The sequence below is a fragment of the Rhodopirellula halodulae genome (genome assembly GCF_020966775.1).
In the GTDB taxonomy this organism is placed as follows: domain Bacteria; phylum Planctomycetota; class Planctomycetia; order Pirellulales; family Pirellulaceae; genus Rhodopirellula; species Rhodopirellula halodulae.
Genome location: NZ_JAJKFV010000007.1, coordinates 1 through 24,832, shown reverse-complemented (window position 1 = coordinate 24,832; position 24,832 = coordinate 1). Strand labels below are relative to the sequence as shown.

General features: G+C 57.0%; 17 protein-coding genes. 8 read left to right on the top strand and 9 right to left on the bottom strand.

Features of this window, described 5'->3' with window-relative positions; all coding sequences use genetic code 11:
- Window positions 1-19 precede the first annotated feature (19 nt).
- The 5 genes from LOC70_RS05500 to LOC70_RS05480 form a co-directional block, all read right to left on the bottom strand.
- Entirely contained in the window at window positions 20-1,954 is a 1,935-nt protein-coding gene (locus LOC70_RS05500) for a prenyltransferase/squalene oxidase repeat-containing protein (protein WP_230252394.1), read from the bottom strand.
- Window positions 1,955-1,972: 18 nt separating this feature from the next.
- The gene (locus tag LOC70_RS05495) at window positions 1,973-2,371 is read right to left on the bottom strand and encodes an ExbD/TolR family protein (protein ID WP_230252392.1); all 399 of its coding nucleotides are present in this window, start codon (window positions 2,369-2,371) and stop codon (window positions 1,973-1,975) included.
- Window positions 2,371-3,435, bottom strand: coding sequence for a MotA/TolQ/ExbB proton channel family protein (locus LOC70_RS05490; protein ID WP_230252390.1), 1,065 nt, complete (start codon window positions 3,433-3,435; stop codon window positions 2,371-2,373). The genes LOC70_RS05495 and LOC70_RS05490 overlap by 1 nt, the downstream gene beginning before the upstream one ends.
- Window positions 3,432-5,435, bottom strand: coding sequence for a tetratricopeptide repeat protein (locus tag LOC70_RS05485; protein WP_230252389.1), 2,004 nt, complete (start codon window positions 5,433-5,435; stop codon window positions 3,432-3,434). Before LOC70_RS05485 ends, LOC70_RS05490 begins: the two co-directional genes overlap by 4 nt.
- A 169-nt stretch (window positions 5,436-5,604) precedes the next feature.
- On the bottom strand, window positions 5,605-6,765 hold the full coding sequence (locus LOC70_RS05480; RefSeq protein ID WP_230252388.1) for a DegT/DnrJ/EryC1/StrS family aminotransferase: 1,161 nt from the start codon (window positions 6,763-6,765) through the stop codon (window positions 5,605-5,607).
- Window positions 6,766-6,941: 176 nt separating this feature from the next.
- Between LOC70_RS05480 and LOC70_RS05475 the strand changes: the two genes are divergently transcribed.
- The 5 genes from LOC70_RS05475 (at window position 6,942) to LOC70_RS05455 (ending at window position 14,101) form a co-directional block, all read left to right on the top strand.
- A complete protein-coding gene (locus LOC70_RS05475; protein WP_230252387.1) occupies window positions 6,942-7,733 on the top strand; it encodes a hypothetical protein in 792 nt (263 codons plus the stop codon).
- A 233-nt stretch (window positions 7,734-7,966) separates the two neighbouring features.
- Window positions 7,967-8,419, top strand: coding sequence for a hypothetical protein (locus LOC70_RS05470; RefSeq protein ID WP_230252386.1), 453 nt, complete (start codon window positions 7,967-7,969; stop codon window positions 8,417-8,419).
- 458 nt (window positions 8,420-8,877) lie between these two features.
- A complete protein-coding gene (locus tag LOC70_RS05465) occupies window positions 8,878-10,221 on the top strand; it encodes a DUF1552 domain-containing protein (RefSeq protein WP_230252605.1) in 1,344 nt (447 codons plus the stop codon).
- Between the two features lie 74 nt (window positions 10,222-10,295).
- A complete protein-coding gene (locus tag LOC70_RS05460; RefSeq protein ID WP_230252385.1) occupies window positions 10,296-12,866 on the top strand; it encodes a DUF1588 domain-containing protein in 2,571 nt (856 codons plus the stop codon).
- Between the two features lie 371 nt (window positions 12,867-13,237).
- Window positions 13,238-14,101 (top strand): PEP-CTERM sorting domain-containing protein, encoded by an 864-nt coding sequence (locus LOC70_RS05455; RefSeq protein ID WP_230252383.1) that lies wholly within the window; start codon window positions 13,238-13,240, stop codon window positions 14,099-14,101.
- A gap of 239 nt (window positions 14,102-14,340) precedes the next feature.
- Here LOC70_RS05455 and LOC70_RS05450 read toward each other — a convergent pair whose 3' ends face one another.
- The 3 genes from LOC70_RS05450 to efp form a co-directional block, all read right to left on the bottom strand.
- Window positions 14,341-15,186 carry a sugar phosphate isomerase/epimerase family protein gene (locus tag LOC70_RS05450; protein ID WP_230252381.1) on the bottom strand — a complete coding sequence of 282 codons (846 nt, stop codon included), beginning with the start codon at window positions 15,184-15,186 and terminating at the stop codon, window positions 14,341-14,343.
- 103 nt (window positions 15,187-15,289) lie between these two features.
- Window positions 15,290-16,642, bottom strand: coding sequence for a magnesium transporter (gene mgtE, locus LOC70_RS05445; protein WP_230252380.1), 1,353 nt, complete (start codon window positions 16,640-16,642; stop codon window positions 15,290-15,292).
- Between the two features lie 60 nt (window positions 16,643-16,702).
- A complete protein-coding gene (gene efp, locus LOC70_RS05440; protein WP_230252378.1) occupies window positions 16,703-17,272 on the bottom strand; it encodes an elongation factor P in 570 nt (189 codons plus the stop codon).
- A 46-nt stretch (window positions 17,273-17,318) separates the two neighbouring features.
- On the opposite strand from efp, the gene epmB reads away from it, so the two are divergent.
- The 3 genes from epmB to LOC70_RS05425 all read left to right on the top strand — a co-directional run bounded on the left by epmB (window position 17,319) and on the right by LOC70_RS05425 (window position 21,496).
- The gene (gene epmB, locus LOC70_RS05435; protein WP_230252377.1) at window positions 17,319-18,482 is read left to right on the top strand and encodes an EF-P beta-lysylation protein EpmB; all 1,164 of its coding nucleotides are present in this window, start codon (window positions 17,319-17,321) and stop codon (window positions 18,480-18,482) included.
- 174 nt (window positions 18,483-18,656) lie between these two features.
- Window positions 18,657-20,315 (top strand): ABC transporter permease, encoded by a 1,659-nt coding sequence (locus LOC70_RS05430; protein WP_230252604.1) that lies wholly within the window; start codon window positions 18,657-18,659, stop codon window positions 20,313-20,315.
- Window positions 20,316-20,422: 107 nt separating this feature from the next.
- The gene (locus tag LOC70_RS05425; protein ID WP_230252376.1) at window positions 20,423-21,496 is read left to right on the top strand and encodes an aldose epimerase family protein; all 1,074 of its coding nucleotides are present in this window, start codon (window positions 20,423-20,425) and stop codon (window positions 21,494-21,496) included.
- 277 nt (window positions 21,497-21,773) lie between these two features.
- Here LOC70_RS05425 and LOC70_RS05420 read toward each other — a convergent pair whose 3' ends face one another.
- A complete protein-coding gene (locus LOC70_RS05420; RefSeq protein WP_230252375.1) occupies window positions 21,774-24,257 on the bottom strand; it encodes a S9 family peptidase in 2,484 nt (827 codons plus the stop codon).
- Window positions 24,258-24,832: the final 575 nt, after the last annotated feature.

The following is a 24,832-nucleotide window of genomic DNA, read 5'->3' as shown; positions in this document are numbered from 1 at the left end:
CGTTTGGTTCAGCCGATGTTCACTCGGTACGGCGTGAATGTCGATAGTAGCTTTCGAGACACAACGTGGCCATGGACGTGGTGTAAACCGTGCCTCCGTAGCCGCCCCACAAGGTCTGATCGGACCAGGATCCATCGGGGCGTTGCGTTGAGAGCAAACGTTGTTTCAACGCCGCGTTCCATCGTTCCCAGGCATCATCTTGCAATTGATGCAGAGCCATCGTGGCGTAGTACCAGTAGTAATAGTTGTCAGGCCCGGTGCCTTGACCAGGCAAGTTCGACAACAGCACCGATTCGGCTTCTTGAATTGTTGCGTCGGGAAGCTTCTGACCGATCAGCAATCGCGTGGCGAGAGCTTCCGCGGTCATCGTTGGCGACGTGGGTTCGCCGGGTCGATAGCAGGCTTGTCCCCCGGCGCGTCCGCGCCTCACCGAGTCCAAAAACCGCGATATACCGTCGGACATGCGGCGGTTTGGCTGGACCGCCTCGGCTCGCTCGGCGGCGTCAATCAACAACGCTTGCCAACCGAGCTGGCTGAGGTCGCCTGTGTCGCCTCGGTTGTAACGCCAACCGCCGGTGACCGGATGCTGCATCGAACGGGTGTACGCGATCGATCGACGTGTGGCTTCGATGGCGGATGGGTCGCCGGTCATTGCCGCGGTTTCAGCGAGTGCCAATCCGGCCATGGCATGGCTGTAGTGAGCCGCGTACACCGACGCCGGGCCCGCCAACGAACCGTTGGATTGCTGCCGCGAAAGTAAGAACGCGAGACCGCGATACACGGTGTCGCGATGTTCGCCTTCTTGATGAGTGTGTCCGGATCCAAGCATCGCCAGCAACGCCAACCCGGTGATGGCCGTTTCCGCATTGCGTCCCGCGCCGCCACGATGCAGTCCCAGCGGCGCTCGCTCTTGTCCGGCACCGGTGGTTTTGGGATCCCAGGCTCCGTCGCTTCGTTGTTGAGCCGCCAAGTATTTCAGGGCGGCTTCCACCGCGGCTTCGGTGCTGGCGTCTCCACCATTTTGAGCCAACGCATGAGCCTTTGCCGCACCGGCCCGCGATGCAAAGTCTTCGTCGACGTTGCCCAACGAAGGCTGCTCGGGTAACGAGGCTGCCGGGTGAACAGAAGCGATCTTGGCCACCGCATCCGGGCTCGCCTTCGTCGCGGATCCGTTCGTCATCGAAGCCGCGGTTGACGCCGGCGCTGGAGTTTCCGGAACGATTGGTGAAGGGGCGAGTTCCTGGATTGGCTCCACGTCCGGTGGTGTTTCAGCCAACGCGGATTGCAACCAATCGTCAATGGAACTTTCGATGGTCTCGGGAACGGTTGCTTCTTCGTTGGAGTCCATCTCGCTCAACTCCGCCGGCTTCGGAGCGGACGCCAGGATGGCTGGCATGGACGGGATCGGTATGTTTTCGGGTTCGGGCGTTGGGGGCTCCGGCGTAGGGGATTCCAGTTCGGTGGAGCTGACATCTTCCGATGCGATGGGTGTGGCTTCGGCCTCAACGTCGCGTTCCGGCAGCAATGGTTCCGGCAATTTCAAAGCCGCCAAAGCGGATGGCTGAGCCGTTTCTTCCGAGGATTCCTGCAGCGATTCCAGCATCTCCGGATCGAACGTGGTCACGGCGATTTCCGACGCACCTTCGCTCGCCGTCGCATCACTCTCGGGGCCGCCACCGTTCCAAAAGACCGACAACTTTGGAACGTATAGGATCAAGACGCCGTGCAAGGCCACGGACAGGATCAAACAGATGATTGCGGCCCCACGACCGCTGGCTTTGCGACGTCGAAAGAGAACGATCGTGATGACCAACAGCGTCACCGCGACCAAGGCGACTCCGCGAACAACGTTCGGGTCGGCCCACAATGTTTCCAGGTGATCCCACGAAGCCACCCGCCGCGCGTCGGACGCTTCGGCAACCGGAATCATCGGCGTGGGAGGAACGGCAGTCATCGGCAAGATCAGTCGCGGTTAACGGCGTTCGCTGACGCCAATCTTTCGCACCCCGGCTTGTTCGATTTGACGCATGACCTGCACGACTCGGTGCAGTGCACTGTCGCTGTCGCCTTTCAAGGAGACTTGCAAACCAGGGTAAGCATCGCGTTGTTGTTTCAGAGTTTGGGTTAGCTGTTCGGAACTCATCGGGGTTCCATCCAGCAACAAGGTTCCGTCGTTGCGAACTTCGACCACGCGCTGATCCGGCGTGCGAGCCATCGAACGCATGTCCGCGGCAGCGACGTTGACTTGGACGCCGCTGTCACCCGAATCCATTTTGCTGCTGACCATGAAAAAGATCACCAACAGGAACACCACATCGATCATGGGTGTCAGGTTGATCGACGCGTCTTCGGTTCCGCGATTGCGTTTCATCAAGCCGCCCGTCGTTTGCGAGGTACCTTGGCCGTTCCAGCGTTCTCCAACCCTTCGGCGGAGATGCAGTCAATCACGCGTTGGCAAAGCTTGTCGATCTCACCCAAGTAGCCGTCGGATTTGGCGCCGAAATACATGTACGCCAGGTAGGCCGGAATGGCCACGCTCAAACCACCGGCGGTGGTCATCAACGCGGTGCTGATTCCCGATGCCAACAGATCGCTTTGACCGCCGGCGTTGGGATCCGCAATCGTTTCGAAGGCTTGGATCATTCCCAAGACGGTTCCCAACAAACCGATCAGCGGAGTCACGTTGCTGATCGCGTGAAAGACTCGTAGGAATCGACGCAGCGAGTCGCCAACACGGTCGCCCGCGTCAATCACGGCTTGTTCAATTTCTAACATCGGTCGTCCCCAGCGGCGAACCGCGGCGTGGAAGACCTCTGCCACGGGGCAATCAAACTCGTCACAGATCGATGTCGCTTCTTCGTAGCTCAGTTGGCCGTCTTCCACGCATTCGGTGAAGCGACGCACAAAGGGTTTGGGGATCACGCGACTGCGACGCAGGGCAATCAGACGTTCCATCGACAATCCCAATACGATCAACGAACAGACCGCCAGTGGGATCATCAAGACACCGCCTTCGGCAATTTTGCCCACAAACGCCGGTGGTTGCCATCCTTCGCCTGTGGCTTCTTCCGTTTCGCCTTCGCCCACCGGTTCGGATGCGGGAGCTTCGGGAATGGACATGCTTTGGGTGGCGGTCGGGTTGGCTGCAATGCGAGCGGCGGGCTGAGACGCACCAAAATTGCCGCCGCCGTATTGCTGCGACGACGCGTTGTTATTGAACGAGTTGTTGTAGCCGTTGTTGCCAAAGCCACCGTTCATGGATGGCTGGCTGAATCCCTGGTTGCTGTAGTTTTGCGCCGTCACGGACGCGTGCCAGTTCGACCAAACGGACATGCCGACGGTGAGAACGATCACAGGCAGAAAACGCGAAGCGACCGCCAGCGTCGGACGCAGGCGGCCAGGTCGTGAACGGGAATCGTTTCGATGTGGAATCATCGTCGAAGTGGGGATTCAGAGGAGGCATCCGGCGACAGCGCGGCCAATCGGCGTCGCGCACCGTTTGCGTGTTGGCTGTTCGCAAAGCGACGCACCAACGTTGAATAGCACACGGCGGCTTCGCGTGTCCGCCCCAATTGTTCGAACGATTTCCCAGCTTGAACCAACGCGGCGGCGGTCCATTGCCCGTCGCCGCTGATTCCTTCCACCAATCGATATGCATCGATGGCATCGGTGAATCGTTCCTGCATGTAATAGGTTTCGCCGATCATCCATTGAGCGCGACCGCGAGCATCCTCGTCAGCCGATCCCAAGCGAACGACGCTTTCCAAAAGCGATCGACCACGATCGAAATTCAGTTGCCGAATCTCCACGTCCGCAGCCAACAAGTTGACCAAAGCGGATTGAGGCGATGACGGCGAGATGGCAGCCCGCGCGGCTGCAATTCGTTGTGCGGCTTCCGTCACGGTGCCCGAGGACGATGCCGTCTCGGCCAAACGCAACAAAGTCGGAAAGTCCTCCGCGCCGCCGTCATCGACAATCCGTTTCCACCATCGGAACGAGGCTTTTGCATCGCCGGTCTGCAGCAAACCTTCGGCGAACAAACGCTCGACGTGCAGGTTTCGCCCGCGAATTTCTGCGGTTTGGTCGCTTCCATCCAAATACGTTTCTTCATCCTTCGCGGCTGCGGCGAGCATCGACCAGTTGCCGGTTCGTCCCGCCCAACGACAGGCCGACTCACGCACGCCAGCGGTGATGAATCGATCGCCCGTTGCAGCGACTTGGTCACGCGATCCGCCAACGTTTGGCAACGCGATCCAACGAACCGCGATTCGTTCCGCGTCCGCTTTTCGATCGGCTTGAACCAATTGCTCGAGCACCATCGCGGTGATGTCGCCCGTTTCGTCTTGTTTCGCAATCGAGTCGGCGTAGGCGGATTCCGCATCGGCATCACCACCGGCCGCAGCCGCCAACAATCCCATCGCGACCGATCGCAAAGAAGCGTTGAAAGTCGGTGAGTCGACGAACGCTTCCCAACGCGTGATCAATTGCTCTGCCAACAACCCATGATTCACTTGCAAGGGACGCTGGTTGCACCGAGCCACGATAGCTTGCAAACAAGCACCCGAGTCCGCGTGATCGCGGATCAGTTGTTCAAACGATTGGTCGGCAGCATCGGTTTGACCCGATCGAGATTGGCACGACATCCGCATCAACAACGCGGAAGGTACATCGGCGTGGTCGGGATGATGTTGAAGGAATTGATTGATGGCTTCGATCGCGGCGGGGTCGTCTTGGCCGGACATCGCCACGCACCAAGCCCGTCCGAGTCGCGCGGTGGCGAGCTGTGGGCTCTCGCCAGATTCAATCACCCATGTGTAAGTCTGCTCCGCTGATTCCAGTTGCCCTTCGTCCAGCAAACCCGATGCGATGGTCATGCACGTTGCAATCCACTCTGGGTGATCGATTTCAAGTGCTTGGACTTCGGTTAACCAACGATGCGCGTCGGTGTGGCGACCGGCTCGTGAGAGACCGCGGGCGACGCCCAACAACAAATTGCCGGCTTGCGCGTCGTTCAATGCTTCCGGTTGTTGCGTCCGTAAACGCATCAAAGCGTAAGCCGCCATGTCATGCACGTCCGCGGCGTCTTCCGCGTGGTTGGCGGACGAGTCCAGTCGGCGCGCCAATTGAATCAACGCCGCGATGGAACGCACCGAGGTTTTTTCTGTGGCGGCAATCGAACGAGCCGACTGCATCGCATCGTCCCACTGTTCCGCCTGAGTGTTTTGCAACAATTCCGCGGTGACCGCTTGCAGATCAGCTTCCTCTGCGACGCATGTCAAAGCGGTGCAGAAGAGGGCAGATGCGGAGCAGAACAGGGCAAGCACGATCGACGCGGCCCAACCCGACATGCCTCGCGAAGACACGCGTTGAGTGATGGTGTCTGGCGTCGATGGAGACGAACGCGAGACGGACGATTGAATACGAGTCACCAACATGGCGAGATCGAAGAAAAGGAAGAGACAGAGGTCACGGCTCAATCCATTTGAGCCAAACGTCCGGTCGGAACCGGACGTTCAAGTTCAACTTCCGCCGTTCGAAATCAGGCGGCAGCAGGTTCATCAGGAAAGCGGCAACTGCATTTGAGTTGACTCAATCAGTTTCAACTCAGGCAGCCGCTCGGCTGGCTTGTTGATAGAACGACGCGATCGAATCCACCACGCGAATTTGTTCTTCTTCGGTGAGCGATGGGAAGATCGGCAGGTTCAAAACTTCGGCGCTGGCGGCTTCCGTGTGCTCCAACCCGTTGTGGCGGAACATGATGTCTTGGAAGCATTCCTGTTTGTGCATCGGGACGGGGTAATAGATTTCCGACCCGATGTTTCGCTCGGACAAATGAGCTCGCAACGCGTCGCGACGTTCGCCGGGAACTCGCAACGTGTATTGGTTCCACACGTGACGTGCGTTGCTGTCGTGATACGGTGTTTCCAATTGGCCTTCGCCAACCAAGCCGGCTTCCGTCAGCAATCGGGTGTAGCGATTCGCGTTGACCGTGCGAGCTTCGACCGCGGCATCGAGGTGTCGCAGCTTGACCCGCAACACGGCGGCTTGAAACGTATCCAAACGGCTGTTGATTCCGACGACTTGGTGGTAGTAACGAGGCCGCATGCCATGGCCCGCGAACAGACGCAAACGATCGGCAAAGCTAGCGTCGTTGGAGGTCAGGATTCCGCCGTCGCCCATGCCGCCCAAGTTTTTGGTGGGATAAAAGCTGAAGCAACCAACCTGACCCCAACTGCCGGCTGGACGATCTTTGTAAGCGGCGCCGATTGCTTGTGCGGCGTCTTCGACAACGGGAATGTCGTGCTTGGCTGCGATCTCACAGATGCGATCGATTTGGGCACACTGTCCAAACAGGTGAACGGGAATGATTGCCGCGGTCTTGTCCGTGATCAGCGACTCAATCGATTCAGGATCGACGTTGTAGGTGTCCGGGCAGATGTCGGCGAACACGGGGGTCGCACCCAATCGCGTGATGCAACTGACCGAAGCGAAGAACGTGAAGCTGGGAACGATGACTTCATCGCCCGCTTTGACATCCAATGCCATCAACGACAACAACAAGGCATCGCTGCCCGATGCACAACCGACGGCGTTGGGAGTTTCGGTGTAGGCCGCAACTTCGTTTTCCAACTCGCTGACATCGGGACCGAACAAGAAACGCCCGCTGTCGAGCACTTCCGTCAGTGCTTCCAAAAACTCTTCGCGGTGCGGGGCGTTGTCACGATTGACGTCCAGCAAAGGAACGCCGAGGGAACGATCTGTCATGGCGAGACTCTTCCGTGAAATATATGCGGGATAGTCGAAAGTCCGTTTTCGACGGCTTCGACGCACTGACGCGTTGAAACACTTCTGCTTCAATACGGAGCCTTGCGGCGAACCGTCAAGACCGACCCAACGAAGAATCGCCTCGCAATCGTCCCCTTCCCCCCTCATCAAAGCCCATGGCGAACAAGAAAAAAGCCAGAATTCCCCACAAATTTTTGCCTTGGATCAACATCCGAAAGCAATACAAACTGACGCACGCCGAAGTCCAAATGGCCCGCGAATTGGGGCTGGAGCCTCGTCGTTTTCCCAGCTACGCGGACATCAAGGACCAGCCCTGGAAAAAGCCGCTGAAAGAATTCATCGCCGCGCTCTACCTCAAACAGACCGGACGGGATCAACCCGAGACGATCTATACGATGGAAGAATTGGCTGCTCAGCACGTCGCCCGGCGGCTCGCGAAAAAGCAGGCCAAAGCCGAACGTTTGGCGAGCGGTGAGGATTCACCCGCAGTCACCGATTCGGCCCCGCAGTCGCCAATCAAGACAGAAAGCGGCGACAGCCAGCCCGCAGCACAGACCCCCGTGTCCGACGCGGTCGAGAACGTTCCAAGTACCGCGGACGCCGAGAGTTCGGCCCCAACACCGAATGTGACGACACCGGATGTGACGACGTCGGAACCGGCCACGGCAGAGGTTCCTGTTGAAGTTCCCGCCGAGATTCCTGTTGCGGAGCCGCCCGTCGCCCAGCCTGTTTCAGCAGATCCGCCTGCTGCTGAATCCACGCCTCAGGAGCCCGCCAAGCTTGAGGCACCAACCACAACGCCAGCGGACGAGCCGGTCGACACGCAGCCCGGGGTGAAGGAGGCCACGGACGCTGAACCGGCCAAGCTGAATCCCTGGGCCGCCGCGGTCGCCAAGTCCAAGGCAAACGCCAACTCGGGCTCGACTTCCGGTAATAATCGCAGGTGAAGTCGGTCCTCGCGAGCGGCAATTTGGACCGTCAAAGTCGACTCAACCGGATTTGACACCGGATCCCCGCGGGACTTAGCCTATGGGAGATCCGCCTGCGTCCATTCGCCGCGTGCCCGATTGCGACCGATCGAAATTTCCTGCGTCCCTTCCCAACGCACTTTCGCTGGTTGCTCAACGAAGTCAGCTGTCCCAATTTCACTTTTGAAAGAACTGAAACGATGGTCAAGAACATGATGTCGGCATTTGCCGTCCTGTTGGTCGCCGCCACCACCGTGGTCGCCGCCGATGCGGTCGAACAAGTCAAACTCGACGATGTCCAATGTGTGATCGCCAGCCGCGATGCTCAAGAAAGCAAATCGGCGGATTACAAAGAAGGCAAGGTGTACTTCTGCTGCGGCGGATGTGCGGGCAAGTTCGCCAAGACGCCTGAGAAATTCTCCGTCCAAGCCAACCGCCAATTGGTTCAAACCAAGCAGTACGAGCAAAAGGGCTGCCCCTTCAGCGGTGGCGAGGTGAATCCAGAAACCACGCTCACCGTTGCCGGTGCAAAAGTTGCCTTCTGCTGCAACGGATGCAAAGGCAAAGTCGAAGGCACCGAAAAAGACAAGCAAGCAGAATTGGTGTTCAACGACAAAGCGTTCAGCAAAGGCTTCGAAAAGAAAGCCAAAAAGTCCGACAGCTGATTCGCGTCCGGCTCGACCTGACGAAACCACGAAATCCAGCCCAATTGGTGTCCCATCAATTGGGCTTTTTCATGCGCGACTACAAACCACTTCGCGGGCTGTCGCAAATCGTTCTGAATCGGGTCGAAATCGTTTCCCTGCACAAGCTGGAAACGGTTTCAAACTCACCAAAATGGCATACCGTCCCGCTGCCTTCCCTTGGTGAAAAATTTGTTGCAATCTCATTCATAGCACGGCTAACATGAGACGTCGCCAGTGAGTCGCGATGCAGCCAAATGATCGCCACCGCTGAAGTCCCACCTGTCCCACCCAACTTGCTTCGATGAAACGCCGTCGACGTGGATGACACCACGTTGATTCGACCAAAACGAATTCGGCACCGGCATTCATCGACACCCCGCCCGCCGGACATCGATTGCACGCCATCGATGTTTCCCACCTTTCGCGAAGCCATCGTCATGTTGAATCGACGTCGAATGCTGCAAGCTGCCTTTTCCGGAGCCGGCGTTGCCATGGGGATGCCCAGCCCGCGCTCGTTCGCTGCTCCCACCGAGTCTGGCTTGCCCAGTGCCACACTCCGTTCCGGTGGTGGGCCAAAACGCATTGTGTTCTTCATGCAGAACCAAGGCTTCGACCCTCGGACCTGCATCCCCAAAGGAATGAAACACAGCGGTTCATTGGGCACAGCCAAGCTCCCCGAGCCCATTAGTCCGCTTGAACCGTTCAAAGATCGTCTGCACATCATCAACGGTCTGCACGGCACGCACACCAGCCCATCGCACAGTGCGTTCTTTGGTGCACTAGGTGGTTATCGAGGTGGCGATGGGGTTCCGCCAAGCGGCTCCACGATCGACTACGAACTCAGCAAAGTCTTGCCGCAAACCATGTTGCCACATTTGTGCATCGGCATGGACTCCATCGAAAACATGAAGACCAAACCCACGATCGCGCGGTTATCCGCCAGTGGTGCGGGGCAGCCGATTTTCATGCACTCCAACCCGAACCACTTGTACCAACTGCTGTATGGTGGCATCGCCGAAGGCGAAATTCGTCGGCAACACGAAGCCCGATCAAATGTCATGAACAAGATCGAGGCCTTGGCAGCCGCGAAAGGTCAGTCTCTGCCAGCCGAAGACCAACATCGCTACGGCCAATTCGTTCGCGGATTCCAGGACACCAACGGTCTTCGCGAGCAACTGTCGACCATCTCGGAACACTTGCGTCAGTTCGCTCCGAGAGTCGATGAACGCTACGCCCAACCGGAGTGTGAAACCGATTGGCATGACCGATTGCTCGACCTGGGCATTTCGTCACTCACCTCGGGCATCACCAACACCCTGACAATCGGTTCCGGCCGCGGTGAAATTTTCGGGGCATGGAAAGGTCTGGGGATCGACCAACAAGGTCACAACCTGGGCCACATGGATCAACCTGACAATCCAATCTGGATCAAGATCCGACAGTACAACAGCCGCATGTTGGTTCGCATCATGGAAAAGTTGGAAAGCATTCCGGAGGGTAGCGGCACCATGATGGACAACACGTTGATCGTGTACACCAGCAACAACGCGGACAAGCAACATACAAACGGCGCCAATTGGCCGGTGATGTTGCTCGGCAATTGCGGAGGCATTTTCAAGACCGGGTGCTTCACACAGATCGACGGCAAACGTCCCATCAACTCGCTGTACACGACGCTGCTGCGTGTTGCCGGACAGAACGTGGACCGATTCAACATGTCCGAACAAATGGCAAAGAAGTTCGACGAAGGCAACGGACCATTGTCGGAAGTGTTGGCGTGATGCAAGGTTTTAGAATCGCGAGTCGGCGCAAAAGCGTTTTGGGACTTTGCTGGGCGATCATCGTCAACGGTTTCATGTCGCCGCTGTTGGCCGCCGATCCCGATCCTTCGCGTGACACCTCGCGGGACGCAGAGACTTACACGCCGGGAGATCGCCCCTCGGGAGACTTTCAATCGTTCGCCAAGAACTTTCTTGAGAACCACTGCACGGATTGTCACGGAGGCTCTTACCCGGAAGGCAATCTGACGCTAAAAAACCTGGGCCCTGTTGACGAGATCAACGCGGCCACGTGGCGAAGCATCTGGGCTCAAGTTGCTTTGAAAGAAATGCCGCCTCCGGATGCATCCAGTCTCGATGTGGTGGAGCGTTTGAAATTCACCGATGGCATCGTTCACGAGTTGACCGATGCGATGCGAGAGAAAGGCGGCTTCGATGCCCACCGCGATCCAGAGAAGGGCAACTTCCTGGATCACGATCTGCTTTTTGAGGAGCTCCCCGATTCCATCACGCTCCGCCCAACCGCTTCACCAGCACGACTTTGGCGTTTGACACCACAGGAACACCTCACGCGACTGAACGAGTTGATCAACTCTGAACCCGAGTTCGATCCCAAGCGGCCGGGCCAGCGAACCCGTGGAGATGCGGTTCCCACCAACCATGGCGGCGAGCTGAAGATGTACTTCGGTGTCGACCGGATCATCAAGTGGCAGGGCGGCACGGTGGCTTACGCGACCGCGGTGAAAAGCATCCCAGCCATTTTGTCGACCGCACGAAATCATGGGCTCGAAAACTATCCGGCCTACTACACCGTCAACAGTGCCGAAGCGACTCAGATCATGAGCGCCGCGGCGGACATCCTTCGCTACATGGCCGATGGTCCGCTGAGTATCGCCAACCCCGAGCAAATCACGGATGACCCGCGAACCTACGAGATGAAAGGCGACATTCGTGGCCTGCCAACCTCATTGGTTTACAGCACCCAAGAAGTGCGTCCCATCACGCCCATTCGCGAATTGATGCGTGGGGACGACGTCAACGACGAAGTCTTGGAAGCATCCGTGCGTTACCTCTTCGAAGCGGTGACGTTTCGACCGCCGAGCGAAGCGGAACTTGCAGAGTACATCGCGTTGACCCATGACTCCGTCGAGACGTTGGGCAAGGCAGACGGCGTGGTCCTCGGATTGTCCGCGATCTTCTTGGACCGAGACGCTTTGTTTCGGCCGGAATTGGTCGAAACCGGATCGCCGGACGAACACGGCCGAGTGATGTTGCAGGATTGGGAACTTGGATTGGCGGTGAATCACGCGCTGAGCTACATCGCACCGGATCCACAACTCCGGCAATCCATCGTCGACGGACGCATGCGAACTCGCGAAGACGTGCGCCGCGAAGTCACGCGAATGCTTGCTGACGAAAGCATTCGCAAGCCTCGCGTGTTGCAGTTCTTTCGGGACTACTTCGATTACGACCTTGGTGGCTACGTTTGCAAGGACACCAAAGCCCTTTCGGCGACCGGCGTGAACGCTCAGGGCATGACGCACTACAAAGCCATGTTCGACGCAACGGCGAGCACTGACCGTTTGGTGGAATGGATCTTGGAAAAGGATCAAAACGTCCTGCAAGAGCTACTGACAACGCAAACCGTGGTGGCAGGCCCGAACGACAATATCTACTTCGGTCGTCGCAGCACACCGGAAGAACGCCGGACCTCCGTCGCCGCAACGAAAGCGGCTTCGAAGGAAGCGGAAAAGCAAGAAGCCGCTGTTATTGCCGCGCTGGAACAATCGATCGCAGAACTCGAAGTTCAATCGAAAGAGTCGCCGGACGACAAAGACATCCGCAAAAAGTTGAGCCAAGCCAAACAGCGTCTCGAGACGAAGGAGCGTCAGCATGCAGCTGCCCGGCGCTCACGAGCGCGCACGAACCACGACGTGATGGAAGCCAGCCTGGACGGCCCCATGATTTACGCACGAGTCAGCCATCGCAGCTTCGGCACCGGATCGCTCAAACCCGAGCGGGTTTTGGCGACGGCACCCGAAGGGCAACGCATGGGAATCCTCACGCATCCCAGTTGGCTGGTCTCGCATTCGGACGCCATGGACAATCACGCGATTCGTCGCGGCCGTTGGATTCGCGAACGTTTGCTCGGCGGCGGTGTCCCCGACGTGCCGATCACCGTCGACGCGATGCTGCCCGACGAACCGAAGCACACTTTGCGAGAACGCATGCGGGTGACTCGCGAGGAATACTGCTGGACCTGTCACCAGAAGATGGATCCGTTGGGACTGCCGTTCGAGATGTACAACCACGCGGGTGTGTACCGAACGCTGGAACTGAACGAACCCGTCGACACATCCGGCGAGATCATCAACAGCGGCGATGCGGACTTGGACGGCGAGGTCGCTAACGCGATCGAGATGATCCAGCGAATCGCCAGCAGTGAACGGGTCGAGCAAGTCTTTGTGCGTCACGCATTTCGATTTTGGATGGGCCGCAACGAAACCATCCACGACCGACCCGTCTTACAAGACGCCCATCGGGCCTACCAAGAAAGCGGCGGCAGCATGAACGCACTGATTACATCCCTGCTAACCTCCGACGCCTTCCTCTATCGAACCCGCGAGACAACAGATACCAAGCAATAAGCGGTTTCCTACTTTCGGTAGCACCAGATTCGAACACGGCACATCAACCTGAATGATGACGATCAACTTTCTTCTCATAGAAGTCCGTCCACCACGTCGTTGAAAGAAAATTTTTTCTCTCGATAACTTATGTCGCCCCGCCCCCCGACCGGACCAACAACTGTATTCAAGAAGAATACATCACCAGGGGAAACACCAGTGTTCATAAGACAAGAGGTGAGTGTTTGCACAAGCGGGATTTCCCTCAGATTCAAAATTAACGGATTTCCAAGGCGTCACAATTGGTAGTTTGGGGATGCCCGCAAGACATTGAGGGCCTTCGTTTTCTACTTTTATGGGGCTCATTTATGAGATGGAGAATCTTCGGGGCAATGACTGGCATCTTGATGATGCTATCAAGCATTGCCAACGCAGCAGTCATTGGTGGAAGCAGCTCTTCCAGCTTCCTAAGCTCTGATCTTGAGGTCAGTCTACTACCGATACTAGGTGGCGTTTCAGTATCGGGCGACCTGACATTGGGCCCTTCCGTTTCAGGATCAGCGCCGGCAGCCTATTCGGTCGAGGAGGAGGTTTTAGGTATCGCGGCAGATGCGGGAGTTGAATCAGGGGTAATCACCACGTTGGGAGTCAGCTCCAGCTCCGTAATGACCCTTGCTTCTTCGACCGTTGACGGGAGCCTGGGAACTAAAAACGCGATTGGGAGCCAGGTAATTGAGGACTTGGACCTTTCGATAGGAGATTTGCCTGTCGCTGCGGATGTCCTTTCCATCACCGCAGATACGATCACTGTATCGTCAGCTGTGAATGGAGACTTCGGTTCGCTTTCTTCAAGCGGGATGATGAACGTTGCAAATCTTCAAGTTCTGGTAAACGGAACGCAAGTTGGCTTGAATCTCGATGGTGATTTGACTCTCACTGGTGATATCGCTCCGAACACTACGGTTGACCTTTCGAGTGTTCTAGGCGGAGCAACACTTATCCTTAACGAACAGAGCCTGGTTGGTGATGGCACATCTAGCCTAAGTCTAGATACGAACGCGATCAACCTACAGCTGACTAACGTAGGGGTTACCGGTGTTGGGGAGCTTGATGGCAGCGTGCTTGTTGGAAGCACAAACGCCAGCCTCAATGCTTCGGCTGTGCCCGAGCCGTCGTCGCTGGCGGTGCTCGGGTTTGCGAGTCTCGGAGGCATTGTTTGGCGACGTCGCCGTCGACCGTTGAACACTTCTGTCTGACGCTCTCAACGAATAGCTCAGGATGGACGATGCCACGACTACAACACGCCGCTTTCACCGAGCGGCTATGTTGCATTCGCCTGCTTTGTCCAGACGACTACCAGAACCAATGCGTGATGGAAACGGAGACAAATCTCTATTCGGTTAGTCTTTGAATCGATCGAAATACCATGAAAATCCGAGAGAATTGATGGAAATATTATGACTTTGGGAGTCATACACGCTGATCATCAAATTGCTCACAACAGAATTTCGCTGCGAATCTCGGTCAGCAGTTGGACGGCGTCGCCGATTTCGGCTTTTTGCCGCGCGGGGTCTTCTGGAATTTCGCGTTCGATGGTTAGCGGGCCGGTGTAGCCGATGTCTTTCAAGGTTTGCAGGTAGTTCTCCATTCCCACATCGCCTTGTCCCAACGGAACTTCGCAACCGAAGGTGACTCCCGGTTGATCGCTCCAGGTACCGTCTTTGCAATGCACGCTGCGAACGTACGGTCCGACCTTTCGCAGAGCTTCGATCGGGTCGCCGGAGCCGTAAAGAATCATGTTGGCGGGATCGAAGTTGATCTTCAGGTTGTCTCGTTCGACCGACTCGATGAACGTCAGCAACCCGTCCGCGGTTTCTTGACCGGTTTCCAGGTGCAGGAATTGTTCGTTGGCTCGGCAATGGTCACACAGTTGGCGAGTCACCTCCACGATGCCTTCGTATTCCTGATCCAGTGGATCGTGAGGCACAAACCCGATGTGCAACGCCACGCAGTCGACCGCCAATGCGCGTGCGAAGTCGCTGATTTCCATCATCTCTTTTAAACGAGCCGCCCGTGTTTCCGCGGGCACCAATCCCACGGTTTTGACGACCGTCGGAATGTCGGCGTAGCTTTCGCCATCAAAACCACCGAACACAGCGGTGCACTGGATGCCGAAATCATCCAGTTGTGATTTGAATTTCTGTGCCGCTTCCGCCGTTCGGTTACCCGCGTGCGGTGCGTGCAGTTGAATGGTCGGCAGTCCCAGTTCTCGGATCACGGGCCATGCCACACCGAGTCCCGCATCAATCGAAGCAAACACGCCTATGGGCCAATGGGACATTCATCCATCCTTTGCAAAACGAGAAACCGCCCACGCAACTCCGCTTGTCTTGGGCGAGAGGGCGTCTGAACGTGCCGTAGCGGCGCTGAGATTGAACGGAGGTTCAATCAGCCAGCAGGACCCGGGCGACGTTGATGTAGATCACGATGCCTAGGATATCAACAATTCCGGCCACAAAGGGGTTGCTCATCAAAGCCGGGTCCAAACCCATGCGTTTGAACATGATCGGCAAGGCAACACCGCACATGCAGCCACACACGATCACGGACAACAACGTGAACGGAATCACCATCGCGTCCCACGGCGAAGGCGCAATGAACAGCGCCACCGCGAAACCGATGAACGCCAGGAACAATCCCAGCAGCAACGACACGACCAATTCACGACTGAGCACTCGCGGCAGATCACGATTTTTGACTTCGCCACTGGTCATGGCCGTGATGACCAACGTCGCGGATTGACTGCCGGAGTTTCCACCGGCACTGATGATCAGCGGAATGAACCAAACCAACCACGCGTAAAGCTCCAACTCCGTTTCGTAAGCTCGCAAAGCAAACGCGGTCAGCAAGGCGGCAAAGAACAGAATCGTCAACCAAATGCCACGCTTATAAGACAACGTGAACAAACCGATGCGAAGAAACTCATCTTCCAAAGGAGCCACCGCGGCAATCCGCTGAGCGTCCTCGGTCAATTCTTCGCGAACCACGTCGATCACATCATCGTGCGTGATGATGCCCAGCAATTGTCGCCCGGAATCCACGACGGGGATCGCCAGCAAATTGAATCGCTCGACCTTCTCGGCCACCGATTCTTGATCCTCGCCCACCAAGGCCACGACGACATCGGTTTCCATCAAATCGCCAAGCGTTTTGGTCGTGTTGCTGATGGCGGAAACCAGTTGCCGAGCGGAAACGATCCCGCGAAGCAAGTTGTTGTCGTCAACGACGTACAGATAGTAAATCGTTTCCAAGTCGCTGGCCCGTCGCCCGAGTTCCTCGAGCGCTTCGCGAGCCGTGAAGCGTTCGGCCAACTTCGCGACGTCCGTCGTCATCAACGAACCGGCGGTGCCCTCGTCGTACGAACGCAACCGCTCGATGTCGCGACGATCAATCGCCGGCAACAGCGGCAGGATCTTCTCGACGGCTTCTTCCGGCAAGTTCTGGATCAAGTCGACTCGGTCATCGGGCGGAATGTATTCCACCAATTCCGCCGCCTGACCCGCCGGCTCTCGCGCCAACATGTGCAGTTGGCGTGGTTCTTCAAAGTAACCAAAGATCTCCGCGCGACGTTCAGGCTCGGCATATTGCAGAACGGCCCAAACTTCCGCGTCGTGCAGGCCCTCCATGAACTCCGCCGTGCGTCCCGCATTCAGCGTCACGCAAAACTCGCGCAGCTCCGATTCCTGGCCAAGCTGCAACATTTCGCGAAGTTCAGGCAGAAAGAGCGTGTTCACCATGACGACCTCCTGGTGCTAACTCATGACGCAGCGTGAGCGGTGATGTGCCGGACGGCCGAATCAGTTGCTGACGCGTTCGACGTATTCGTCGTTGGTGGTGTTGATCTTGATCACGTTGCCTTCTTTGATGAAACCAGGGACGTTGAATTCCGCACCGGTTTCGACCATTGCAGGCTTGGTCACGTTGGTGGCGGTGTCGCCTTTCGTTCCGGGGCCACACTCGGTGACTTCCAGTGAAACGTGTTGCGGCGGTTCGACCACGATCGCGGCGCCGTTGTAGAGCGTCATCGTGCACTCGGTACCATCTTTCAGGTACTTCCAGATTTCGCCTGCGACATCACCGGGAACTTCGTACTGATCAAACGTGGTGCCGTCCATGAACACGTAATCCTGTCCTTGGCGATACAAGAATTGCACGGAGGTCGTTTCCACGTCCGCGGCTTCCAGCGAGTCGCCGCCTTTGTAGGTCCGGTCCAGGGTCGTGCCGCGAATCAAGTTTTTCATCTTGCACTTGTACATCGCGTTACCCTTCCCGGGTTTGACGAAGTTCATTTCAGTTATCAAATAAGGTTCGCCATCGATTTGAACCTTCAGTCCTTTGCGAAAATCGCTGGTGTTGTAACTTGCCACGGTGGGCTCCACTCTCAATCAGATAAGCCAAACGGAAGATGATTCAGTGAACCGAGTCCCAGAAGGAAACGTTCGAGCGGGCAGTTTAGCGATCGAGCCCGAGTTTGTCCCGGTGGGGGAACTCACCTCGGGGGGCGGAATCGACGAGGTTCTCGACCAGCCGCCATGCCCGCCGTTGCCACCGGTTCAATCTGGCGTCACATCGAAGCAATCTGGCAAAACGCCAGAAAAAGAGGCCCATTGGCGGCATTCGATGAAGCATGCCATCCGATCGTCCTCCGAGCTCCGCCGGCAGCTGAATCTGCCGCCCAACGACGCGGAAAACTCGATCGAGTCGGACGATCACGGATTTCCGGTCTTTGTCCCGCTAGAATTCGCCGCTCGGATGAAACCGGGCGACCCAACTGATCCTCTTCTTCGACAGGTTTTGCCTCTGCCGCAGGAGGGCGTTTCGGCCGATGGGTTTTCGGACGATCCGGTGGGAGACCTGAACGCCGCCGTCGCACCCGGCTTGCTCCACAAATATCACGGACGAGCCCTCGCGATCACGACCGGTGCGTGTGGCATCCATTGCCGTTACTGTTTCCGTCGCGAATTCCCTTATGGTGAAAACACCAGTCTCGGGAACAACCTGGACGCGGCGATCGACTACCTGAGCCAAAACGATTCGATCGAAGAAGTCTTGCTCAGCGGCGGCGATCCACTGACGCTGACCGATGAAGTCTTGGACCGATTGCTAACGCGGCTGGAGGCGATCTCTCACGTCAAACGTTTGCGTTGGCACACGCGCATGCCGATCGTCATTCCGTCTCGCGTGACGATGGACTGGATCGATCGCATGAAACGTTCGCGACTGACGTCGTGGGTCGTGGTCCATTGCAATCACGCCAATGAATTGGATGCGGTGACCGGCGACGCGCTGATGAGTTTGGTCGACGCCGGGATTCCGGTGCTGAACCAAGCCGTCTTGTTGAAAGACATCAACGATGACGCCGATGCACTGGAAGCTTTGTCACGGCGTCTGATCGACCTGCGAGTCATGCCGTATTACTTGCATCGCTTGGATCGCGTCCGCGGAGCGGCTCACTTCGAGGTCGACGACGATCGTGGTCGCGAGTTGATCCGTCAGCTAGAATCGCGGTTGCCTGGATTTGCCGTGCCACGTTTCGTGTGCGAGCAAGCCGGTGAAGCGTCGAAGACTCGATTGTAGGCCCGAGGTCACGAAAACGCGGATCTGAACGCTAACAGCGCTCCGGGGCACAGACGATCTGCAGGTTGCCACGACTCATTCCCCAAGGACAACGCGTTGAGCCAATCATCCGCTGACACCACGAGTCACCTCGACGCCAATGCGAACTCAGCGGGGGCCACGCTCGCCCAGTCGATCACGAATTCAATCCGAGGATTGTTTCAGATCAATCCGGTGGCATGGCTACGGAACAATCCGGTGCTGCAGCGAGAACTGTTGGTGAACCTGCGCACCAATCGTTCGTTTCTGTTGCTGTTGGTTTACCAGTTGGTGTTGGCCGCTGTGACGTTGATCGCGTGGCCCGACGATGACCGATTGGACCTGTCCAAGAACCCGCCTTCGGCACGCCGGTTGGTCGACCTGTTTTTCTTGGGACAGTATGTCATCGCCAGTTTGATGGCCCCCAGTTTCGCGGCGGGAACGATCTCGGGTGAAAAAGAGCGTCAAACCTACGAGATGCTTTTGGCCAGTCCGCTCAAACCGGGCTCCATCGTGATGGGGAAGCTGATCGCCGCGCTCACGCATTTGGCGTTACTGATTGTCGCTTCGCTGCCCATCATCGTGCTGTTTCTGCCGCTGGGTGGCGTCAGTGTTTATGAGGTCGCGGCGGCTTACTTGGGACTGTTCGTTTCGGTCGTTTTGTTTGGTGCGATCGGTGTCTTTTGCAGCAGCTACTTCTCTCGCACGAGCAACTCGCTAGTGGTGAGTTACCTGTTGATTTTGCCGCTCGTGATCGGCGGTGTCTTGCTGTGGCAATCATTGGCCGGTGATGGCTTGTTGCGTTTGAAAGTCATCGTGTTGGTGGTTCCGGCCTTCGCGGTCGCCGCCGTGATTCTGATGTCCGCGGCAGCAGCCTCCCGCATGCTGTATCCACCCGATGTCGGCAGCGAAGGCAAGGAGGTCATCGACTTGGAACAGGAAGCCGCGGAGGCCGTTGGGTTGGTGATTCAGCCCGACCAGTTCCCCGATCGCTTGTTCGCGCCACCGCGAAAAGAAACGTTGATGGAGGACGGGGCCAATCCGGTTTACGACAAGGAGATCCACGGCGAGATTTTCAGCCAAGGAACGTTGATGCTGCGTTTGGTGATCCAAATCAGCATCCTGTTGGCGATCCCGTTGATGGGCGTGTTGCTGTTCTGGCAAACACCCAATGCACCCTGGTTCGCGGTCTATGTGATTGTGTTCAACATGTTGGTCGGCCCTGTGTTTTTAGCGGGAACGATGACCAGCGAACGTGAGCGACAAACGCTGGACCTGCTGATGACCACCACGTTGTCGCCGTGGAAAATTTTTTGGGGCAAGTTCATTGTCGGTTTTCGTGTCGCGTTCGTGCTCACCAGTTTTCTGGTTTGGCCGATGTTGCTGGGCGTCGGGTTGAACACCGACTTCTATTCCAATTGGCGGCTGATTGTCGGGATGTTTTCGATCCCCGTCGTGGTCAGCGTCGTCAACGCGGTGATCGCGATGACCGCCTCGCTCTACCAACAACGCACATCAATGGCATTGATGACGACCTACCTGGCGTTGTTGATCCTGTATGTCGTGCCGCCCGGGGCCAAAATTCTTTCGTCGACATTGGGGCTTTCGTCGAGCATCCAGTCGGGAGTCCAGGTGGCCGGTGTTTTGAGTCCTTTCTCAGCTCTGTTCGCACTTCCGATGGATGAAAACTTGATGCGAGGAGGCAACAGCTACCCGGGAGAGCCGACTTTGGTGATTGGCTATTTCGTGAGCAGCCTGCTTCTGATCGTGATTGCCTCGATGATGATTCGCTGGAAACTGCGGCCCCAACATTGACCATACGCCCGCACCTTGCGTGGCTGCGTTGAAAATGACAGTCTACAGACGCCGCGTCGCTCGCGATGCATTGTCCTTTTCCCCTGTCCTCTCAACGCAGTTGCCCCATGAGTTTCGTCACCACTCCATTCGGTCAAACCAAAGACGGAAAAGCGGTTCAAAAGATCACGATGACCAATTCGCACGGGCATCGCGTTTCGGTAATGAACTGGGGAGCCTCGCTTTTGGAGGTCGAGGTCCCAGACCGCCTAGGCAACTTGGCAAACGTGAACATGGTCTTTGATTCGCTGGACCGCTACCTCGAACCTCATCCGGGTTTTGGTAGCTCCATCGGTCGATTCTGCAATCGCATCGGACTGGCGAAGTTCGACATTGACGGCGAGACCTATCAAGTCACCGTGAATCATGGCAAACACTGCTTGCACGGTGGCAAAGAGAACTTCTCGCACAAATGGTGGGACGCGGACCTGTTCACAGGAAAAGATGACCAGGGTCGCGACGAAATTGGGGTGCGTTTCAGCTTGCTCAGCCCCGACGGCGATGAAGGCTTTCCCGGCGAAGTCACCGCGGGTGCAGAGTACCGGTGGAACGACGACAATGAACTCACCGTCATCTACTCAGCAACCACCACGAAGCCGACCCATGTGAACTTGACCAATCACGCCTACTGGAATCTCGCTGGCATCGCGGCGGGTGACGGGGGTGCCAGCTCGGTTCACGACCATGTCTTGCTGCTGCATTGCAACGAGACATTGGATGTCGACGAGGACCTGATCCCAACCGGCTCGACGTCCGGCGTGGAGGGCACGCCCTTTGATTTCTTGCATCCGGAAATGATCGGCAAACGCATCGATCAATTGCCCGCGACGAAGGGTTACGACCATTGCTACGTTGTCGCCGGAGAGCCAGGCAAACTTCGTCCCGCGGCGAGCGTGCTGGAACCCAACAGCGGTCGCACTTTGGAAATCGAAACGACGCAACCAGGCATGCAGCTTTACACGGGCAACCACCTGGGCGGCAACGATTCCTCCGCCGGCCACAAAAGCCACGAAGCTTTCTGTTTGGAAACGCAACACTCCCCAGACGCCTGCAATCATCCCAATTTCAAGAGCACCTTGCTTCGTCCCGGCGACACGCTGAAAGAAACCACCATCCATCGTTTCGGCGTCGACAAAGACTGAGTCACGGAAGTGTAGAACATTTGCCCCAAATGTCCCTTGGGCAACAAGTGTAGGACGTTTGTCTCAAACGTTTTTTTGGCAAGACGAGTAGAACGTTTGTCCCAAACGTTCCTTTCCAATCGTTGCCTGTTCCCAAGTTCAAACGCAGGCCGAACGAACGCAGCAACGCGGCCTCAAACCGCTCTGCGTTCGCATTGGCTTCGCTTTCATTCGAGCTTGCCAACACCGCAGTCCTGGCACCGAAACCGTTGGAGACAACGGTTCGACTCTGGCCCTGCTACCTTTCCCCTTTCAGCTTCTCCAAAACAAACTCAGTCATCATCGTTCGCAGGTGATAGCGAGTGCCTTCTCCTTCTTTGATGGAGTGCGTGCGACCGGGGTAAGCCATCAATCGGAACTGCTTGTTTTCGGCGATCAGACGATTGATCAAACGCTCGGACGACGCGTAGTGCACGTTATCGTCAGCCGTCCCATGAACCAGAAGCAACGGATCCGAAAGGCCACCAGCATGCGTGATCGGTGAGCCGGCAACGAATGCTTCGCGGTTTTCGGTCACGAGTCCCATGTAACGTTCTTGGTAGATCGTGTCGTAGTCCAGTTGGTCGGGAACCGGCGCGATGGCGATGCCCATGGAATACAACTCCGGGAACTGGAACAGTCCGTTCAATGTCGATGATCCACCGCCACTCCAGCCCCACAATCCAACTCGATTTGGATCGAGCACCGGAAAACGCTTGAGCAGAGCCTGCGTCGCGTGAGCTTGATCCGAGATCGAGATGCGACCAATTTGCTTGTAGATTGATTGTCGAAATGCCTTCCCGCGAGGCGAGTTGGCTCCGCGATTGTCAACGCTGGCGACGGCAATTCCATGTTGAGTCAACATGCGGTGCCACAGGTAACTGGTTCCGCCGTAGCGATCAAGCACCGTCTGCCCAGCAGGTTCACCGTACACATGCACCAACAACGGAATGCTTTCTCGCGGTGCGTCGTTTCCGGAGGAAGCGTTCGCAACGGGCATCATGATCCACACATCCAGCTCCATCTGCTCGGAGGCCGTGTCGTCGGTGAACTCACCGATCGGTAGCCGCAAAAATTCAGTGTGGACTGGCGTCAAATCGTCCAGCGATTGCTGAAGGGTTTCGTTGTCCGAGACGATCTTCAATTGCTGGTACGGATCCAGCTGCACCAAGCGTTTGACCGGCGCGGAATTGAAATCAGACCAGGTCTCCAGGGCATGTCTTGCGTTGCGGCTGATTGAATAAGTGAATGTCCCGCCATCATCAGGAGAAACTCGCTGGGGAGTTGTCTGGATCTTGGTCGTTCCGCCGTCCGCCAGCGTCACGCGGTACAAGGCTCGCTGAGCGGCATGTTCGGGAGATGCGACAAAGTCGATTCGTCGGCCGTCGTCGGCAACGGCTTCGATCGAAAGGACATCCCAATCACCTCCCGTCAGCGGCGTGATTCGCGACGGAAGACTGGACTCGTCGTCAAACGATTCTGGCGTCGGGATTTCAATCGCTTCAATGTGCTGCCAACCAGATCGCTCGGACAACCAGAGCAACCGTGGTGCTGGATTGCTGGTGGATTCCCCCAACGCCGAAGCCGGGATCCAGTGAAGTTTTGGCTGGTGCCGAACCCAGGCATCGTTGACTTCCGTGTGGATGTTGACGCAGTGTCCGGTTTCGACATCGCACAAGAACACTCGGTTGTGATTTTGCTTGCGGTTCAGTTGCTGCACCAACAAACGACCATTCGCGTTTGCAAATTCTTTGGGCAACCAATCAACCGCGGCAACATAGTGTTCTCGTGGATCACCCGGCAGATCGAGCCAAACCGTGTGCTTGCTGTTTCGATCCCAGACACCAACCTTCGCCGCCGAATTGGTTTGCCCGACTTTCGGATATGCAAACTCGATGGTCTGGGCGTACCGCTGGGATGTGTTGTCAATCATCGTTTGGACCGGCACCCCGGTGCTGTCCAATTGCCAAAACGCCAGCTTCTGACTGTTGGGACTGAATCGAAACCCGTTCCTCAATCCGAGCTCCTCTTCGTACACCCAATCGAACGTCCCGTGGATCAGCCGCGGATCGTCGGACCCCGCCACCATCTGCAGGTCACCTGTGGAGCAGTCCTCCAGATACAGATCGTTGTCTCGAACGAAAGCGATGGATTGGCCGTCCGGTGCGAACGTCGCGAACATCGTGCTCGCCTCCTCCGCTTTGCCGCCGACCTGACGCCAAACTACCTCCTCCTTCGTCAGATCCGTCAGCCAGTAATCGCCCCGCGTGTGCTGCCGCCATACACGACGCGTGTTGTTGTAGACGAGCAATCGCTTTTCATCGGCAGAAAAGGTCCATTCGGCGATGTCGATGGGCTGGGGCTCGCTGCGCTGCTCGGTATCAGGATCGGTCGATTCCGTCGCGGGCAGCAAAAAACGTTCTCGCGGCACAATCGTCGTCGCTCCCAAAGCCGGAATCGAGAACCGTTGCAAAGCGGGCCCCTCCTTGCCGCGTTTCAGCTCCCACAAGAATTCGTTTTGGTCATCCCATTTCAACGTCCGCAGTCGAGACGCGAAATCGGATGTTTTGAAAAGCCGTTTTAGCGTGAGCTCAGCCGGATCCGTTTGCGTCGGTGAAGGAGGGGCCTGGAGGCTTGCGTCTTGGGCGGTCGCTTTGTGGTTGGCTTCCAACGCAAACCACACCCCAGCGGACGCGGTGAAGAGGGACCAGGCAATGAAAACAAGACTTCGTCGAGCGAGCATGCAGCACCTTGTTCAGTAGGAAGGAACGCGTGCAGTTTGGCGGCAATCAATTCCCGTTGCCACCATCCAATTCCGAATGTCTCGCAGCGGAAGAAAGGAAGCCGGAACAAGTCAACGCGGGCCACATCCGGCAATGCCATTTCGCGATTGCCCAATCCAACCAAGTCGGCCGAAAAGAATCTCGACGAAGAACATCGTTTGAGATGGTGCCCCCCACGGCCAGCGACCAACGTCAGGCGAGGCCTGACCTACGATCTGATGCCCTGTGTTCCTTCCCCCTTTCACCCTCCCCACCCGTAGGCCGGAACAAGCCGCTTCGGCGCAGCTCCGGCAGTCGTGATGGCTCGAGCGAGGCAAACCGTGCCGGATGGGCGTCGAAGAGCCTCCTTCATCCGGCCTACGTATCAATCGACGGAGCATGTGATTTGAGGTGGTCAATCCACCAGCGTGCGACCAACGTCAGGCGAGGCCTGACCTACTAGTTGCTCTATCTCTAATTGTCATGCTTTTGTATGCTCTCGGCATCTCGTACAGGAGGATCAGAGATGCCAGGTACATCAAGGAAGTATGTCGTA

What these genes read in the sequence shown, in the direction of transcription:
- LOC70_RS05500 (WP_230252394.1), bottom strand. Translation starts at nt 1,954, where the DNA reads ATGACTGCCGTTCCTCCCACGCCGATGATTCCGGTTGCCGAAGCGTCC.
- LOC70_RS05495 (WP_230252392.1), bottom strand. Translation starts at nt 2,371, where the DNA reads ATGAAACGCAATCGCGGAACCGAAGACGCGTCGATCAACCTGACACCC.
- LOC70_RS05490 (WP_230252390.1), bottom strand. Translation starts at nt 3,435, where the DNA reads ATGATTCCACATCGAAACGATTCCCGTTCACGACCTGGCCGCCTGCGT.
- LOC70_RS05485 (WP_230252389.1), bottom strand. Translation starts at nt 5,435, where the DNA reads ATGTTGGTGACTCGTATTCAATCGTCCGTCTCGCGTTCGTCTCCATCG.
- LOC70_RS05480 (WP_230252388.1), bottom strand. Translation starts at nt 6,765, where the DNA reads ATGACAGATCGTTCCCTCGGCGTTCCTTTGCTGGACGTCAATCGTGAC.
- LOC70_RS05475 (WP_230252387.1), top strand. Translation starts at nt 6,942, where the DNA reads ATGGCGAACAAGAAAAAAGCCAGAATTCCCCACAAATTTTTGCCTTGG.
- LOC70_RS05470 (WP_230252386.1), top strand. Translation starts at nt 7,967, where the DNA reads ATGATGTCGGCATTTGCCGTCCTGTTGGTCGCCGCCACCACCGTGGTC.
- LOC70_RS05465 (WP_230252605.1), top strand. Translation starts at nt 8,878, where the DNA reads ATGTTGAATCGACGTCGAATGCTGCAAGCTGCCTTTTCCGGAGCCGGC.
- LOC70_RS05460 (WP_230252385.1), top strand. Translation starts at nt 10,296, where the DNA reads ATGTCGCCGCTGTTGGCCGCCGATCCCGATCCTTCGCGTGACACCTCG.
- LOC70_RS05455 (WP_230252383.1), top strand. Translation starts at nt 13,238, where the DNA reads ATGACTGGCATCTTGATGATGCTATCAAGCATTGCCAACGCAGCAGTC.
- LOC70_RS05450 (WP_230252381.1), bottom strand. Translation starts at nt 15,186, where the DNA reads ATGTCCCATTGGCCCATAGGCGTGTTTGCTTCGATTGATGCGGGACTC.
- mgtE (WP_230252380.1), bottom strand. Translation starts at nt 16,642, where the DNA reads ATGGTGAACACGCTCTTTCTGCCTGAACTTCGCGAAATGTTGCAGCTT.
- LOC70_RS05425 (WP_230252376.1), top strand. Translation starts at nt 20,423, where the DNA reads ATGAGTTTCGTCACCACTCCATTCGGTCAAACCAAAGACGGAAAAGCG.
- LOC70_RS05420 (WP_230252375.1), bottom strand. Translation starts at nt 24,257, where the DNA reads ATGCTCGCTCGACGAAGTCTTGTTTTCATTGCCTGGTCCCTCTTCACC.